This window comes from Candidatus Eremiobacteraceae bacterium (genome assembly GCA_035710745.1).
Taxonomy (GTDB): Bacteria; Vulcanimicrobiota; Vulcanimicrobiia; order Eremiobacterales; family Eremiobacteraceae; genus JANWLL01.
Genome location: DASTCX010000013.1, coordinates 81017 through 96399, shown reverse-complemented (window position 1 = coordinate 96399; position 15383 = coordinate 81017). Strand labels below are relative to the sequence as shown.

The 15383-nt window shown below is 61.8% G+C and carries 15 protein-coding genes, 12 tRNA genes and 1 other RNA gene; all 28 read left to right on the top strand.

The features are described 5' to 3' along the window. The first annotated feature begins 63 nt into the window (after positions 1-63). The 28 genes from VFO25_04505 (at position 64) to VFO25_04370 (ending at position 15371) form a co-directional block, all read left to right on the top strand. Positions 64-279, top strand: coding sequence for a hypothetical protein (locus tag VFO25_04505; GenBank protein ID HET9342156.1), 216 nt, complete (start codon positions 64-66; stop codon positions 277-279). Between the two features lie 130 nt (positions 280-409). Then, positions 410-484: transfer RNA gene (locus tag VFO25_04500), tRNA-Ile, on the top strand. Between the two features lie 23 nt (positions 485-507). Continuing rightward, the gene (locus tag VFO25_04495; protein HET9342155.1) at positions 508-1293 is read left to right on the top strand and encodes a hypothetical protein; all 786 of its coding nucleotides are present in this window, start codon (positions 508-510) and stop codon (positions 1291-1293) included. 23 nt (positions 1294-1316) lie between these two features. After that, positions 1317-1393 (top strand) — tRNA-Arg (locus VFO25_04490). Further along, entirely contained in the window at positions 1393-1854 is a 462-nt protein-coding gene (tadA, locus tag VFO25_04485) for a tRNA adenosine(34) deaminase TadA (GenBank protein HET9342154.1), read from the top strand. The genes VFO25_04490 and tadA overlap by 1 nt, the downstream gene beginning before the upstream one ends. Before the next feature lie 17 nt (positions 1855-1871). After that, positions 1872-1960 (top strand) — tRNA-Ser (locus VFO25_04480). A gap of 15 nt (positions 1961-1975) precedes the next feature. Continuing rightward, positions 1976-2533 (top strand): hypothetical protein, encoded by a 558-nt coding sequence (locus tag VFO25_04475; protein HET9342153.1) that lies wholly within the window; start codon positions 1976-1978, stop codon positions 2531-2533. Between the two features lie 52 nt (positions 2534-2585). Then, positions 2586-2673: transfer RNA gene (locus tag VFO25_04470), tRNA-Ser, on the top strand. 20 nt (positions 2674-2693) lie between these two features. Further along, positions 2694-2793, top strand: an RNA gene (ffs, locus tag VFO25_04465) — signal recognition particle sRNA small type. A gap of 41 nt (positions 2794-2834) precedes the next feature. Then, positions 2835-3377 (top strand): DUF4446 family protein, encoded by a 543-nt coding sequence (locus tag VFO25_04460; protein HET9342152.1) that lies wholly within the window; start codon positions 2835-2837, stop codon positions 3375-3377. A gap of 63 nt (positions 3378-3440) precedes the next feature. Further along, complete coding sequence (locus VFO25_04455) at positions 3441-4493, top strand: M23 family metallopeptidase (GenBank protein HET9342151.1); 1053 nt, start codon at positions 3441-3443, stop codon at positions 4491-4493. Positions 4494-4547: 54 nt separating this feature from the next. Then, positions 4548-6371 carry a translation elongation factor 4 gene (lepA, locus tag VFO25_04450; GenBank protein HET9342150.1) on the top strand — a complete coding sequence of 608 codons (1824 nt, stop codon included), beginning with the start codon at positions 4548-4550 and terminating at the stop codon, positions 6369-6371. Next, positions 6371-6982, top strand: a complete 612-nt coding sequence (locus tag VFO25_04445; GenBank protein ID HET9342149.1) for a non-canonical purine NTP pyrophosphatase — start codon at positions 6371-6373, stop codon at positions 6980-6982. The genes lepA and VFO25_04445 overlap by 1 nt, the downstream gene beginning before the upstream one ends. Positions 6983-7522: 540 nt before the next feature. After that, positions 7523-7596 (top strand) — tRNA-Pro (locus VFO25_04440). A gap of 41 nt (positions 7597-7637) precedes the next feature. Further along, positions 7638-8543, top strand: a complete 906-nt coding sequence (locus VFO25_04435) for a hypothetical protein (GenBank protein HET9342148.1) — start codon at positions 7638-7640, stop codon at positions 8541-8543. A 4-nt stretch (positions 8544-8547) separates the two neighbouring features. Continuing rightward, positions 8548-8623: transfer RNA gene (locus tag VFO25_04430), tRNA-Arg, on the top strand. A gap of 60 nt (positions 8624-8683) precedes the next feature. Further along, positions 8684-8760 (top strand) — tRNA-His (locus VFO25_04425). Between the two features lie 16 nt (positions 8761-8776). Further along, a tRNA-Arg gene (locus VFO25_04420) sits at positions 8777-8850 on the top strand. Between the two features lie 6 nt (positions 8851-8856). Further along, positions 8857-8927 (top strand) — tRNA-Lys (locus tag VFO25_04415). Positions 8928-9000: 73 nt separating this feature from the next. After that, positions 9001-9076, top strand: a tRNA-Lys gene (locus VFO25_04410). Positions 9077-9264: 188 nt separating this feature from the next. Further along, positions 9265-10011: a hypothetical protein gene (locus tag VFO25_04405; GenBank protein HET9342147.1), complete on the top strand. Its 747-nt coding sequence runs from the start codon at positions 9265-9267 to the stop codon at positions 10009-10011. A gap of 58 nt (positions 10012-10069) precedes the next feature. Further along, a complete protein-coding gene (locus VFO25_04400) occupies positions 10070-10459 on the top strand; it encodes a BON domain-containing protein (GenBank protein HET9342146.1) in 390 nt (129 codons plus the stop codon). A 70-nt stretch (positions 10460-10529) separates the two neighbouring features. Beyond that, positions 10530-10611: transfer RNA gene (locus VFO25_04395), tRNA-Leu, on the top strand. A 264-nt stretch (positions 10612-10875) separates the two neighbouring features. Then, positions 10876-10950 (top strand) — tRNA-Gly (locus VFO25_04390). A gap of 40 nt (positions 10951-10990) precedes the next feature. After that, entirely contained in the window at positions 10991-12310 is a 1320-nt protein-coding gene (gene tig / locus VFO25_04385) for a trigger factor (protein HET9342145.1), read from the top strand. Positions 12311-12368: 58 nt separating this feature from the next. Further along, positions 12369-12971, top strand: coding sequence for an ATP-dependent Clp protease proteolytic subunit (locus VFO25_04380; GenBank protein HET9342144.1), 603 nt, complete (start codon positions 12369-12371; stop codon positions 12969-12971). A gap of 24 nt (positions 12972-12995) precedes the next feature. Further along, a complete protein-coding gene (clpX, locus tag VFO25_04375; GenBank protein HET9342143.1) occupies positions 12996-14264 on the top strand; it encodes an ATP-dependent Clp protease ATP-binding subunit ClpX in 1269 nt (422 codons plus the stop codon). A gap of 153 nt (positions 14265-14417) precedes the next feature. Then, positions 14418-15371, top strand: coding sequence for a pyridoxal-phosphate dependent enzyme (locus VFO25_04370; protein HET9342142.1), 954 nt, complete (start codon positions 14418-14420; stop codon positions 15369-15371). Positions 15372-15383 lie beyond the last annotated feature (12 nt).

Below are 15383 nucleotides of genomic sequence, written 5' to 3'. Positions count from 1 at the left end.
TTGTTTCAGCGCAACGCGGGTATACTATCGGCCATCACCACCGACCGATAGGAGGGGACTTGCATGGGAGATGACGTCAAAAAAACTGTCGACGACGCGAAAGACGCCGCGAGCGAGATCAAGCACCGCTCGGAGGCAGAGATCGAAAAGGCGAAACGCGACATCGCCGGCGACGACATGACGACAGGCGAGAAAGTGAAGTCGGTCGTGCATGAGGATGTCGAGCGGACGAAGGCCGACGTCGACAAAGCGAAGAGGGAAGTCCGCGACAAGATATAGTCGTTTGTCGCACCCGTAAATGCAACTCGACCGGCTGACCTCATGGTCCGCCGGTCATGTTTATGGTAAGGATTTTCGAGGCGGGGCGCGAAACGAGCGCTTCCGGCGCCTCCGTTCCTCTCGTCGTCATGCCTCGGTAGCTCAGTGGTAGAGCAGGGGACTCATAAGCCCTTGGCCGCAAGTTCAAATCTTGCCCGAGGCACCATTTCTTCGCAGGTCGATGGTGCGTTGGGGCCGTTTCTCGCAGACGCGTTCGACCGCGCGGTTACCGCAACGATCGAGAACTGGAAAATCGGCATTATCGCGTGCCTAGTAGTTGCTTCGGTGAGGCTACTCGACGACTCCACGAGGTATCACCTCGCATCACTCGGCGTCGCGCTCCTATCCGCGGCACCAGCTGTCGTGGTGGCCGGGAGGGCGATAGGTAATCGAGCGCCCGCCGCCGCTGGGAGTGTCATCCGGTTCCTTTGGTCGTATCTCGCGTGGTCTGTAATGTTCTTCGCTTCGTTGATCATGTTTTTTGTGGTCTTTGCGGGCGGTGTTATTCTTGCGGCCCTTTCGCACGGTGCGGCAGGACAGGCCGATTTCACGTCCTTGCCGGCAACCGTCTTTGGTGCAGTGCTAGCGTTTGTGGCCGTACTCGCGACAACGGCGTTGTTGAGCCGTTTGCTCCTCGCTCAATTTGCGGGCTTCGTCGAAGGGCTGGGCGTGCGCGCGGCCTTCCGTCGAGCGCTCGTGCTCACGCGGGGTTTGTACTGGAGAAACCTAGCGGTCGTTCTCGTCACAGTGGTCGCGACGGCATTGCCCGATTTGATCGCGTTCGGTATCGCTATCTTGACGTTCCGTATTTTCGGCAGCCCTTGGACAGAGGCTACCGATCAGTCACACATCCGCCTTGCGGCCACAATTGCATTACCCGCGAGATGGTATGGGATTGTCGCCTTCTTCGTCGCGATGTTGCGGTACTATGAGCGGTTGCGCGCTAGGCACGCCGAGGTGACGACCGGGGCCTGAGCGAATCGCAGATTTCCGTGCCTGCGCCCGTAGCTCAATTGGATAGAGTGTCGGCCTCCGAAGCCGAAGGTTGGTGGTTCGAGCCCACTCGGGCGCGCCATGGATGACGAATCCTACATGCGCCGGGCGCTCGAACTCGCTGCGGTCGCAAAGTCGCGTGGGGACGTGCCGGTTGGCGCGTTGCTCGTGCGCGACGGCGAGATCGCCGCTGTCGGCTTCAATCAAAAGGAAGCCGCGCACGATCCGACGGCGCACGCGGAAATCGTCGCGATCCGCCAGGCGGCTGCGCGATCGGGCGGCTGGCGCCTGAGCGGCTCGACGCTGTACGTGACGAAGGAGCCGTGTGTCATGTGCGCGGCGGCGTGCGTGGCAGCGAGGATCGACCGGATCGTGTATGGATGTCCTGATCCGAAGGGCGGCGGCGCGGGATCGGTCGTGAACCTCGCAAGCCACGAAAAGTTGAACCATCGGGTGACGGTAGAAGGAGGAGTGCTCGAAGAAGAAGCCGCGCAGATGCTGCGTGCGTTCTTCAAAGAGCGACGAGCGGAAGAATTGTCGTGAGATGCACGACGCGGTGTGGAGAGGTGGCAGAGTTGGTTGATCGCGCTCGCCTCGAAAGCGAGTAACGGCTTATACCCGTTCGTGGGTTCGAATCCCACCCTCTCCGGATCGGCTCAAAATAATGCAATTCTTGATCGCGTGTCTCGCCGCTTTCGTGATCGCTCCAACTCCTGCGGCTCAAAGCGCATCGTCGCCCCCACCCGACCTTAAGAACATGATGGTCTACGGGGAGGGGTTTGCGTTCTGGGTGCGTGAGCCGGATGGATGGGTAGGGCACGCACCATCCGACGTCGGTGTCGGAAACGCATCGTTCTACAAGTCTGGCGAAACCGCGAGGAACGCGACGACGATCATCTGGGTTCAGGTTATGGATTATGACGGGCCCGATGTTGCCGGCGACCTGACCGCAGACATGGGAAAATGGAAGACGAAGTACCCGAATATCTCGTTTGAAGACTTCGCGGCTTCGAATCCTGAATACAAGACGTTCGCCAAGTTGTATCTCATCCCAGGCGAAGACCCGAGCTATGCTGTCTACGTCGATCCCGGGCCCGCAGTAAAGCTATACTTCATCGTTTCGATGCAGCCAATAAAACGTCGAGCGATACCGGACGAGATGGCAGCGCTCGAAGAGGTCGTGGCTTCGTTGCGGTGGATGAGTTCCACCGTCTACCACTAACGCTACAGGAATGACGGGCGCATCGACCTGAAATTGCACCTTGCGAAACTCTGGAGAGGTGCTGGAGTGGTCGATCAGGCACGCCTGGAAAGCGTGTAGGCGCTAAAACCGTCTCGAGGGTTCGAATCCCTCCCTCTCCGTTCGCATGGGAGGCGATGACGGTCAGGACCCGCGCGACGAAAACCCGCTAATCCCGTCAGGACCGGAAGGTAGCAGCGGCGTGTGGGACCTTTCGGGTGCCGCGGCTCGTCCTGACTCGAGCCTCCCCTTATGACGTGTGTCGCTCGACGTGTCGCACCATGTGAGCGGGACAAAAGGACAGGTGTACTTCGGTGCGAACCTCGGGCACACCATCGTCATGACTGACGGTTGGCAGGCGTTCGTGAGCGGTTTGGCGCCCGCCGCAACGTCAGCGACCTTTGTACTGAGCGCCATCTTCACAATCGCCGCGCTCGTCGTCTATCACGTGACGACCGCGCGGTCCCGATCCGGTGGGGCGTCTTCGCGCCAGGGCACGCTACCCGTCGCGACGCCGCCGGATTTGTCGGATGTACGCCGACGGCTCGCCGCGCTCGAAGCGGCCACCGACGGCTCATTGCAAAACGTCGGGTTCGTCCGGTTCAATGCGTTCCCCGACGTCGGGTCGGAGCTGTCGTACGCGTTAGCGGTCGTCGACGGCAAGGGCGACGGATTCGTGGTCTCGAGCATCTACTCGCGCGAAGAGGTTCGCACGTATGCGAAGGCCGTGAGCGGATACGAGACCGACAAAGAGACGAGCGAGGAAGAGCGCAAAGCGCTCGGCATCGCCAAGGAGAGGTCCGGTCGGCCGCGCCAGCGCGGCTGAGGGCATGGAAGCCCGCGGAACTCGGGAGCGCCGAATCGGGCGCACGTCCAGCGGGGGAGAGAAGTGCTTAAGGAGCTGTTCTCGTCGACGAAGCGGATCGTCATCAAGATCATCCCGCACAGCTCGGAATCGATCTATAAGCTCGAGCTGTCGCACCGCCACCTGGCGGTGATCGCAGCCGGGCTTGTCGTTTTCCTCGCGGCGATGACGACCTTCCAGTTGGGTGCGGTGAGCGCCGCGAACGCGCAAGTGCGTAAGCTCCAAGCCGCGGATGCGCAGCAGCATCGCCAGCTCGCAGCGTTCACGAAGCAAACGCACGATATGATGAACCGTCTGAGCGTGTTGCAGCGCAACGAACGTGAGATCCGCAAGCTCGCTGTGATCGCATCCGGTGGGAAATCCTCGAGCACATCGAACGCGTCGACGAGCAAACCAGCGAAAGCTGCGACGGCGCCCGTCATACACGCTGCGGCGCCGCTGGCGGGAAGGCCGTCAGCCTCGGGGCCGGTTTCGTTTTGGGCCGGAGTGCGTTCGTGGTTGGCAAGCCGAAGCGCCGATGCGGTGACGTTCGCGAACGAGTCGACCGCGCTCGCATCGCTCAACGTGAAGCTCGAGAGCGCACTCGCGGAATCGCGCGACCTTGAGGCCAGAGCGACTGAGGCTGCGCAAGCGAAGGTCGCTGCCGATCTCGCACGTCAGCGCTTCTTGGATGCGATACCATCGATGTGGCCGACGGACGGATACGTCTCGTCGGGTTTTGGTTATCGCAACTACCCGGATACGGAATTCCATCCGGGGCTTGACATCGTCAACGACTACGGATCGCCGGTCTATGCGACCGCTGCGGGAGTCGTCGAAGAAGCGGGTTGGGATTACGGCTACGGATACAAGATCGTCATCGATCACGGCAACGGCTACGAGACCTGGTACGCGCACAATTCGCGGATGCTCGTGAGTCCTGGTCAGTCCGTACGCAAAGGCGAGCAGATAGCGGAGATCGGCACGTCCGGTTTTGCCACGGGGCCGCATTGCCACTACGAGATCGTGCTTTGGGGCAAACCGATCGACCCGACTCCGTTCCTGAACGGCATCCCCGCACAACTCGCGACGCGCTAGCGCCCGCGCTCATCGCGCAAAGGTCGAGCGCCCCGCCCAACGAATCCGTCGAACATGTCAACCCGCGCGGCGTCGCAGCGCACGAACGCAAACGTGCGCAATTTCTGCATCATCGCCCATATCGATCACGGCAAGACGACGCTGTCTGACCGGCTGCTCGAGCTGACCGGCGCGCTCGCCGCGCGTGAGATGCAAGAACAGACGCTCGACTCGATGGATCTCGAGCGCGAGCGCGGCATCACGATCAAGGCGCACCCGGTGACGCTCCAATACCGGGCGCTCGACGGCGAGATATACGAGCTCAACCTCATCGATACGCCGGGGCACGTCGATTTCACGTACGAGGTATCGCGCTCGCTCTCGGCGTGTGAGGGAGCGCTCCTGGTCATCGATGCGGCGCAAGGCATCGAGGCGCAGACGCTCGCGAACTATCATCTGGCAACCGAAGCGAAGCTCGCGATCATCCCGGTCATCAACAAGATCGATCTGCCGTCCGCCGATCCCGACGGCGTCATCCGCGACGTCGAGGACACGCTGCTCATCGAGCGCGAGCGTTGCATCAAGGCGTCGGCGAAGGAAGGCATCGGCATCCGCGAGATCCTCGAGGCGATCGTGGCGCACATCCCGGCGCCGATCGGACGCGAGGACCATCTGCGAGCGCTCGTCTTCGATTCGCATTACGACGCGTATCGCGGCGTCATCTGCTACGTGCGAGTCGTCGACGGGATGCTCCAAGCCGGTTCGCGGATCCGCTCGATGGCGCAAGATCGCGTATTCGAGGTGTTGGAGGTCGGCACGTTCCGGCCGGATATGCGGCCGGTTCCGCGGCTTGACGTCGGCGAGGTCGGCTACGTCATCGCGAATATCAAGAGCGTGTCTGAGGTCGCCGTCGGCGATACGGTGACGGGCGCGGATTCGCCGGCCCACGTGCCGCTGCCCGGTTATCGTAAAGTGACGCCGATGGTGTACTGCGGGCTGTATCCGAACGAGGGCGTCGACTACACCGACTTGCGCGAGGCGCTCGAAAAGCTCAAGCTCAACGATGCGGCGTTGTCCTTCGAGCCAGAGTCGTCGATCGCGTTGGGGTTCGGTTTCCGCTGCGGTTTTCTAGGGCTGCTCCACATGGAGATCGTCCAGGAGCGGCTCGAGCGCGAGTATACGCTGTCGCTCATAGCGACGTCGCCGTCGGTCGTCTATCATGTCTTCACGACGGCCGGCGAAGAATTGTGGATCGACAATCCCGCGAAGCTGCCGCCGGTGCCGAACATCCGGCGCATCGAAGAGCCGTACGTCAAGTGCTCGATCATCACGCCGGCCGATTACATCGGGCCGATCATGGACTTGTGCCAGACGCGTCGCGGCACGATGATCGCGATGGACTATATCTCGCCGGCGCGCGTCATCTTCACGTATGACCTTCCGCTCGCGGAGATCATCATCGATTTTTTCGACCAGCTGAAATCGCGGACGAAGGGCTACGCGAGCTTGGACTACGAGCTCATCGGCTATCGAGAGGGCGACCTCGTGCGTCTCGACATCCTGTTGAACGGCGAATCGGTCGACGCTTTGTCGTTGATCATCCACCGCGATAAGGCGTCTACGTGGGGCCAGCGGCTTGCCGAGCGACTGAAGGAAGTGATCCCACGCCAGATGTTCGACGTGCCGATCCAGGCGGCGATCGGGAACAAGATCATGGCGCGAGAGACCGTCAAAGCGATGCGCAAGAACGTCCTGGCGAAATGCTACGGCGGCGACATCTCGCGGAAGCGCAAGCTGCTTGAGAAGCAAAAAGAAGGCAAGAAGCGCATGAAACAAGTCGGCAACGTCGAGCTGCCGCAGGAAGCGTTCATGGCGGTCTTGCGCCTCGACCGCGACTAGTGCCTGGTTTTCTCGATCCTGCTATTGCCATTCTGATCGCCTCGCGCAACGAAGATAAGGCGCGCGAGCTCATCGAGTTGTGGGGTCCGGTGCCGCCGCGCCTCGCATTGCCGCCGCCGGCGTATCCCGATGTTCCAGAAACAGCCGGTACCTATGAGGGCAACGCGCTCTTGAAGGCGCGTGCGCTTGCGGATCTGTGCGGCGGACCGGCGTTGGCTGATGATTCGGGGATCGAGGTCGAGGCGTTGGACTGGGGGCCGGGCGTGTTGTCCGCGCGTACGCCGTCGCCTGAATCGACATGGGCAGAGCGCAACAGGTATTTGATCAAAGCGGCAGATGCTTATGAGTCGCGACGAGCTCGCTACGTGTGCGTGTGCGTTCTGGCCATCCCCGGCTTTGAGCCCGTTGTCGCACGCGGCCAGGTCGAGGGCTTGATTGCCGATGCGCCTCGCGGCTCAAATGGATTCGGCTACGATCCCATCTTCGTGTATCCGTCCTATGACGGTAATACCTTTGGCGAAGTCACGTCGGCGATGAAGCATGCGGTCTCTCACCGCGGCCGTGCACTACGTGCCTTGCGCGCGGCGTTGGTGCCCCGATCGGACCGCTGAGAAATTTCCGTATCCCTCTTAGTATCGGGCTAGACAATCGAACATGTGCGCGTGATGTGCAAGCATGAAACAGATGGTCTTGCTTTCGGTGGTCGCGCGGGTAAAGCGGTGCCCGAAGTGCTTGAAAGATAAGCCTTTGTCGGCTTATTCCAGCCGTACCATAGCTAACCCGCAGCCCTGCTCCTATTGCATCCCCTGTCAGCGCAGCTACTCGAGAGCGCATTATGCACGAAACAAAGAGCTCCACAACTCTCGACGATACGCGCGAAATAAGGCTTCACGTCGATCGATAAGAGAGTTCATAGTCGACTACCTGTCTCAACATCCTTGCGTCGACTGTGGCGAACGAGACTTGATCGTCTTGGAATTTGATCACGTCCGAGGCGTCAAGCAAGGCGACATCAGCCGCATGATCAACAACCGCGTCTCGATTTCGCAGGTCGAGATGGAGGTGGCAAAATGCGACGTTCGCTGCGCGAACTGTCATCGGCGAAGAACCGCAAGGCAACGGAATTGGCAATTGCGAATACGAGGAAATGTCGGGCGGTAGCTCAGCCTGGTAGAGCGCTCGCCTTGGGCGCGAGAGGCCGCACGTTCAAGTCGTGTCCGCCCGATGGCAATATGTCAGAGACAAAACGGGTAAACTGATACTCGCATGACGTTCAGGCATTTCGGCATTTACGCAACTCTCGCGCTAGCGACCATGGCCGGTGCCGCCTCCGCGGCGACGACGAATATGCTCGCCAACCCGGACTTCGCCCAGGTCAGCACGTCTGGCGAGCAGACAGTCTTGAACGGCGCCGGAGCGACCGGTGATTCAGCGGCTGCCCACTGGACCGTATACAACACCGGAAACGGGAGCACGACGACCGAGCTCATGCCTTCGACGCGCGGCGGTGGCAAGTCGATGATCCATGTCGTGACAACCGACGACAAACCGAATAGCGGTAGCGGACTAGTTCAAGCATTTCTCCCGATTGGAACCGGGCCGGGGCACGTGACTTCGAGTGCCTGGGTCTTCGTCAAGACCGGAACGGTCTTCATCGGCACGGGTAACGGCGGCAACACCGGCATCGACGCGCGCAGTTCCGTCACCGGCAAGTGGATCGAGTTGAAAGCGCGCAACGGTGTATCGCCGGCAAACATGTTCATAATCTACGGGCAGAGCCCGGGCGCGGATTTCTATGTCGACTCGGCGGCCGTCGAGGCGCTTGCGCCCGGCACGCCGACATCGGTCAGGGTGACGAAAGCGTACCTCGAAGCGGATCCGATCGAGTACGTCGGCCACTGTCCGACGACGATCCATTTCTATGGAACCGTTACAGTCAACGGACCTGTGACCGCACTGTTCTCCTTCAGGCATAGTGACGGCTCGCGCGTTGCGCTGCCACCATTCAAGTTTCACGACTCTGGCAGTTACGCCGTACAGACGGAGTGGCGTGTCGGCAACTACTACGCGCCGTCGCACGTTTATCCGGGGTGGGTCGAGATCGAGATCGCTCAACCGAACGCGCTGACGTCGAACAAGGCGAGATTCTCGGTCACGTGTAAGAATTCGTAGTTGGGCGCCCGTAGCTCAGTTGGATAGAGCACCCGCCTTCTAAGCGGGTTTTGTCGGGAGTTCGAGTCTCCCCGGGCGCGAGTCACCCTCGACCAGGGCGCAATTCGCGCCGCAACGAAATCCCTCGCTTGGCTCGTCTGGTGAATGTAGCTCAGCTGGTTAGAGCGTCGGTCTGTGGCACCGAAGGTCGCGGGTTCGACCCCCGTCATTCACCCCACGCGTCCGTCGCCCGTGCGCCTGTAGCTCAACTGGATAGAGCATCAGCCTTCGAAGTTGAGGGTTGGCGGTTCGAGCCCGTCCAGGCGCGCAGCGTGCCCCGTTAGCTCAGTGGTAGAGCATCCGGCTTTTAACCGGTTGATTCGAGTTCGATTCTCGGACGGGGCATTTTCACACGACGGACAACGCGAAGCGCGGATAGGAATCGCCGCGCGGAGCGGTCGAATGCAGTGCGCCGCATGCGTCGTTAGCTCAACTGGTAGAGCAGCAGACTCTTAATCTGTTGGTTGGGGGTTCGATTCCCTCACGACGCACCAGAGCATAAAACGTGGATCGGCAAGTCGCCGGTCCACGTCTTCCATATCAGGATCGCGGAGCAAACGACGCGATGAAGCTCGCTCGTTTTTGGGCCAGGCAGTCCGCGGACGCGACCGACCGGCGGGGTCGGCGAATCCGCGCGGCAGCGCGCGGCTGGTCGAACGAGAGCATTGAGGGCGCGGCCGCGATGGCGCTGCAAACCGCGCAGCGCGTTGTCGCCATCATCGCAGACGGTCGTACCAAACTGCAGCGATATCAATACGGCGACCGGCCGATCCCCGAGCCTATCATCCAGCAATTGGGTGGTGCGTCGACGGCGATCGTGACGCGGAACGTGTACGGCGCGCTTGTCCTCAACACGAATGATCTGATGTTCATCGATGTCGACTCCGACGACGCGCCGCCGAAGCCCGTCACGACGATAGCTTCGGGCTTGATGTCGCTGTTCGGCAAGAAGCAGCAACCGGTGGTTCAGCAAGCGAGCACGCCGATCGAGGACTCGATAGCGCAAATCGCTGAGACGAAGGGTCTCTCGCTCCGCCTCTACAAAACCGCTGGCGGCTATCGCTCAATCGTCACGAACCTTGCACAAAGCGCTACGGACGAGACATCCATCGCCCTGCTGCGCGAGTTCGGATCCGATCCGATCTACGTGCACCTATGTAAACAACAGGAATCGTTTCGCGCGCGCCTCACGCCAAAACCCTGGCGCATGAAGATGTGGGAACCGCCGGTCACCTATCCGTTCCAGACGCCGCAAGAGCAGCAGCGCTTCGACCGCTGGAACGCGGGCTACACCACGGCGAGCGCGCGCTTCGCGTCCTGCCGTTTCATCAAAGCGATAGGCAACGGCGAACCCGTGCCCGGATTCCAAGAATTGATCGAGTTCCACGACACACAGACCAAAGCCGAGATCGACCTCCCGCTCGCCTAAGCAAGCGACCCGCCAAACGCGGGAGAACCCCGACTCGCCCCGAAACACCGTGGCGACCATGCAGAAACTCGCTTGGGGCATTCTCGCCGCAGCGCTCCTCGGATCGGCGACCGGCGTCGCGGCAGCGCCGCGGCAAGCACGCGTCGCGCTCAAGCGCCGCACCGTAGCGAACATCGGCTCGCTACTCGGACGCTATCAACGCTGGGTGAACGAGTCGCGCGTCGACGCGGTGCTCGCGACCGACAACCTCAAGACCGCGATCGGCGGCGATCCGAACCTCGGCAAGCGGCGCATCTGGGTCGACGCGCACGGCGCGACCATCCTATTACACGGCGTCGTGGAGAACGACGCGGAGTGGCGCTTCGCCGACAAGCTCGCGCGAGCGGCATCACCCGACGGTTCGGTGCGCAATCTGCTTCAAGTACGTCCGCACTCCACTGGCGTGTGATTGGGGAGGCCGTCTCCGGTCGAGCAAAAGCTCGACCGCTGTAAGTTCGGTCGAGTTGTAAAAGTGCGATGGGCAAGTGGCGGAACTGGCAGACGCGCTGGATTTAGGTTCCAGTGGGGCGACCCGTGAAGGTTCGAGTCCTTTCTTGCCCACACCGACCAAACGAAACGGCCGAACTCAGTGGCCGTGATCCTCGGGGTATTTGTCCGGGCCGAGCGCGCGCACACGCGCTTGTGTGATCCAAGCGAACACTGCGACATATAAGGCGCCGCCGATCACCAAGACCGTGCCTAACATCGCCCCGCCCGTCATGTGTGCGGCGTTCGCCGCGACACGGCGTTTCCCCGCAAGGAAAACAGGTCCACCCGCATAACATGAGACTGACGTCGGCGCAAGCCGACGCTCGCGCATGCAGCGCGGAAGTAGCTCAGCGGTAGAGCATCGCCTTGCCAAGGCGAGGGTCGCGAGTTCGAATCTCGTCTTCCGCTCCAGCCCGTTCCTAAATCCCTCGGAGGTTCGCTTCGAAGCGCAGTGACAGCCACGGTCCGTAAACTCGCGCCGACCGAAGTCGAACTCGACATCGAGGTCTCGGCGCCCGACTTCGAAGCCGCCCGCGAGCGCGCGTTTCGCAAGCTCGTCAAACAATATCGACTTCCGGGTTTTCGTCAGGGCCACGTTCCGCGTCCGATCTTCGAGCGCCACGTCGGCACCGAAGCGATCGATCATCAAGCGGTCGAGGACGTCGTGCCCGACGCATACTCTCGCGCCCTCAAAGAGCACAACCTCGATCCGGTCGACCGTCCGCACATCGACCTCGAGCGCCTCGACGACGGCAAATCGCTGAGAATCAAGGCAAAAGTAAGCGTCCGTCCCGACATCACGCTCGCCGATTATCGGGGCCTCGCTCTCGAAAGCCACCCCGTCAGCGTGACGGAAGAAGAAGTCGAACGCAGCCTCCAGGCCTTACGCAAACGCGCCGCCGAGCTCGAACCCGTCGGGGAGCGCGGCATCGAAGCGGGCGACGTCGTCACGATGGACTACGTCGGCACGATCGACGGCGAACCGTTCGAAGGCGGCAGCGCGACCGATCACACGACCGAGGTCAACAGCGAGAAGTTCGTCCCCGGATTCGCCGAGCAGCTCTACGGCGCGAAGCCCGGCGACAAGCGGACGCTCAAAGTCACCTTCCCGCCGCACTACCACGTCGAGACGCTCGCCGGCAAAGAAGCGACTTTCGACGTGACGATTCACGATGTGCGTCAACCGGTGTTGCCGAATCTCGACGAGGCCTTCGTCAAGAAAGTATCCGAGCACGAATCCGTCGACGCGCTGCGCGCCGACATCCGCAAACGGCTCGAAGCGGTCGGCGACGCCCAAGCACGCGAAGCGGTGCAGAAGCAACTCATCACCGAACTGCTCGCGCGTCACGATTTCCCGCTGCCGGCCGTGCTCGTCGACCGCGAGGTCGAGAGTCTGCTCGCCGATGCGAAGAACTACATGCAGAGCATCGGGCGCTCGTGGGGCGAGTATCTCGCGGCAAAGGGTGTCGACGAACAAGGCCTTACCGCCGAATACCGAACGGAAGCGGAGCGCCGCGTGAAGACCGCACTCGTGCTCGAAGAGATCGCGCGCGCCGAAGGCATCGATGTGACGACGAAAGATCTCGAAAGCGAGCTCGACCATCTCGCCCGCTCATATGGACGCAGCCGCGACGCCATGATCGACGTCGTGCGGCGCAACACAGGTTTCGGCCCGCTCATCGATTCCGTTCGCAAGCAGAAGACGATTGAGTTCTTGCTCACGCAGGCGGATATCCGAACCGCGCAGGGTAGCCTGGCGGGACAGTCGTAAGGTCCACCAGGCTCACAAGCGCCGGAAAGGTTCACACTAAATGGGACATCTCGTACCGATGGTGGTCGAGCAGACCGCTCGCGGAGAGCGCGCCTTCGACATATTCTCGCGGCTGCTGAAGGAGCGTATCGTCTTCGTCACAGGCCCGATCGACGACAATCTGGCCAACCTCGTCATCGCCCAACTCCTGTTTCTGGAAAAGGAAGATGCCGATAAAGACATCGAGATGTACATCAATAGTCCCGGCGGGAGCGTGACCGCCGGGCTTGCTATCTACGACACTATGTCGCTCGTGCGGCCCGACGTCGCGACCCTCTGCGCGGGACTGGCTGCCAGCGCAGCATCAATCCTGCTCACCGGCGGTGCCAAGGGCAAGCGTTTTGCGCTGCCCTACTCGAAGATACTCATTCACCAACCGTGGGTACAGCAGGTGGGCGGTCAGGCGACCGACCTCGAAATCTACGCGAAGGATCTCATCAACACGCGCCGGCAACTCGCGAACATATATGTCGAGACGACGGGGCAACCACTCGAGAAGATCGAGCGCGACATGGAGCGTGACTACCACATGACGGCGCAGGAAGCCGTGGACTACGGGATCTGCGACGTGGTCATGAATCGGCAGACGCGCGAGACCGCACCGACCAAACCGACCACCTAAGCAGCGCGAAGAGGAAGAGACCGCTTGTTCAGATTCGGCGACGAGAAAGGCCAGCTCAAGTGCAGCTTCTGCGGCAAATCGCAGGAGCAGGTGCGTAAGCTCATCGCCGGCCCGGGCGTCTATATCTGCGACGAGTGCATCGAGCTCTGCAACGAGATCATCGAGGAAGAGCTCTACAAGAACGTCGACGAGAATCTCCGGCTCCGCAACATCCCGAAGCCGAAAGAGATCAACCACATCCTCAACCAGTACGTCATCGGGCAAGACCGAGCGAAGAAGTCGCTTGCGGTGGCCGTCTACAACCACTACAAGCGCGTGAACTCCGCGCAGGGTACCGGCGGAAGCGACGACGTCGAGCTCCACAAGAGCAACATCCTTCTCGTCGGCCCGACCGGTTCCGGCAAGACGTACCTCGCGCAGACGTTGGCGAAGATACTCGACGTGCCGCTCGCGATGGCGGACGCCACCTCGCTCACCGAAGCGGGCTACGTCGGCGAAGACGTCGAGAACATCTTGCTCAAGCTCATCCAGGCCGCCGACTACGATGTCAAGCGCGCCGAGAAGGGCATCGTCTACATCGACGAGATCGACAAGATCGCGCGCAAGAGCGAGAACCCGTCGATCACGCGCGACGTCTCCGGCGAAGGCGTCCAGCAAGCGCTGCTCAAGATACTCGAAGGCACGACGGCGAACGTGCCCCCGCAAGGCGGCCGCAAACACCCGCACCAAGAATTCATCCAGATCGATACGACGAACGTCTTGTTCATCTGCGGCGGCGCGTTCGACGGCCTCGAGCGCATCATCGAAGGCCGCGTCGCGAGCCAATCACTCGGTTTCCGCGCCGTTCCCGAAGGCAAGTCAGAGCGTCGCACGACGCGCCTGCTGCAGCAGCTCCTGCCCGAAGATCTGCTCCGCTTCGGCCTCATCCCAGAGTTCATCGGCCGCCTTCCGATCGTCGTCACCCTCGACGCGCTCGACGAGCTCGCGCTGCGCCGCATCCTCACCGAGCCGCGCAACGCGCTCGTGCGCCAATATCAGAAGATCTTCGCGATGGACGGCATCGAGCTGACCTTCACGAAGGAAGCGCTCGTCGCCATCGCCCAGCGCGCGCAGTTGCGCAAGACCGGCGCACGCGGCCTGCGGTCGATCCTCGAAGAGGTGATGCTCGACGTCATGTACGACCTGCCGTCGTTGACGAACGTCAAAAAGTGCATCATCAACAAAGAAGTCATCGACGGCGTTCAGACACCGGTGCTCATCCCCGGTCCGCAGAGCAAGGACGTCCCCGCCTAACGTTCCAGCTGCCCCGACGATGCTGGAGCGGTCGACCTTTTCGGTCGACCGCCGCGGTTTTAAACTCGGTGAGGGCGAAGCGACGGGAGTTCCATAGCCCGCTCCTCGAGGGGTAGTCGGTATGCGTTCCGGAATGAAGCGATAATGCTGACCATGATGTCCATAGACGACGTACGGGCGGCTGCGCAACGCATCGAAGGCGTCGCGCACCGGACGCCTGTCGTCACGTCGGCGGCACTCGACGCGATCGCCGGTCGGCACCTCTTCCTCAAGTGCGAGAATTTCCAGCGCGTCGGCGCGTTCAAGTTCCGCGGCGCGTACAACGCGCTGAGCCGTCTTTCCGACGATGAGCGCGCCCGCGGCGTCGTCGCCTTTTCGTCCGGCAACCACGCGCAAGGCGTCGCGCTAGCGGCGAAGCTGCTCGGCATCCGGGCGACGATCGTCATGCCCGAGTATGCATCGCAGATCAAACTCGAGGCGACGCGCGGCTACGGCGCCGATGTCGTCACCTACAAGCGTGGCGAAAGCCGGGAGGCGATCGCCGAACGGATCAAGGGCGAGCGTGGGGGCACGATCGTGCCGCCTTTCGATCATCCGGACATCATCGCCGGTCAAGGCACGGCAGCGCTGGAACTGCTGGAAGATGTCCGGGACCTCGAAGTGCTCGTGACGCCGGTCGGCGGCGGTGGCCTCATCTCGGGCAGCGCGATCGTCGCGAAAACATTGCGCCCAGGCTTGAAGATCGTCGGCGTCGAGCCCGAAGCGGGCGACGACTGGTCGAGATCGCGCCGCGCGCGCAAGCCGGTCGCGATCCCCGAGCCGGACACGATCGCCGAAGGCTTACGCACGACGTCGCCCGGCGACATCACGTGGCCGATCGCCGACAAGCTCGTCGACGATTTCGTCACCGTCAACGATGACGAGATCCGCAACGCGATGCGCCTGCTCTTCGGGCGCACGAAGATCGTCGTCGAACCCGCAGGCGCGGTGCCGGTCGCCGCGGCGCTCGCCGGCAAAGCCGGAGACTTCGGCGCCCGTGTGGGCATCATCATCAGCGGCGGCAACGTCGACGCCGACACGTTCGCGAAGCTCATCGCGGCGTCGTAAGACGTAGCCGGC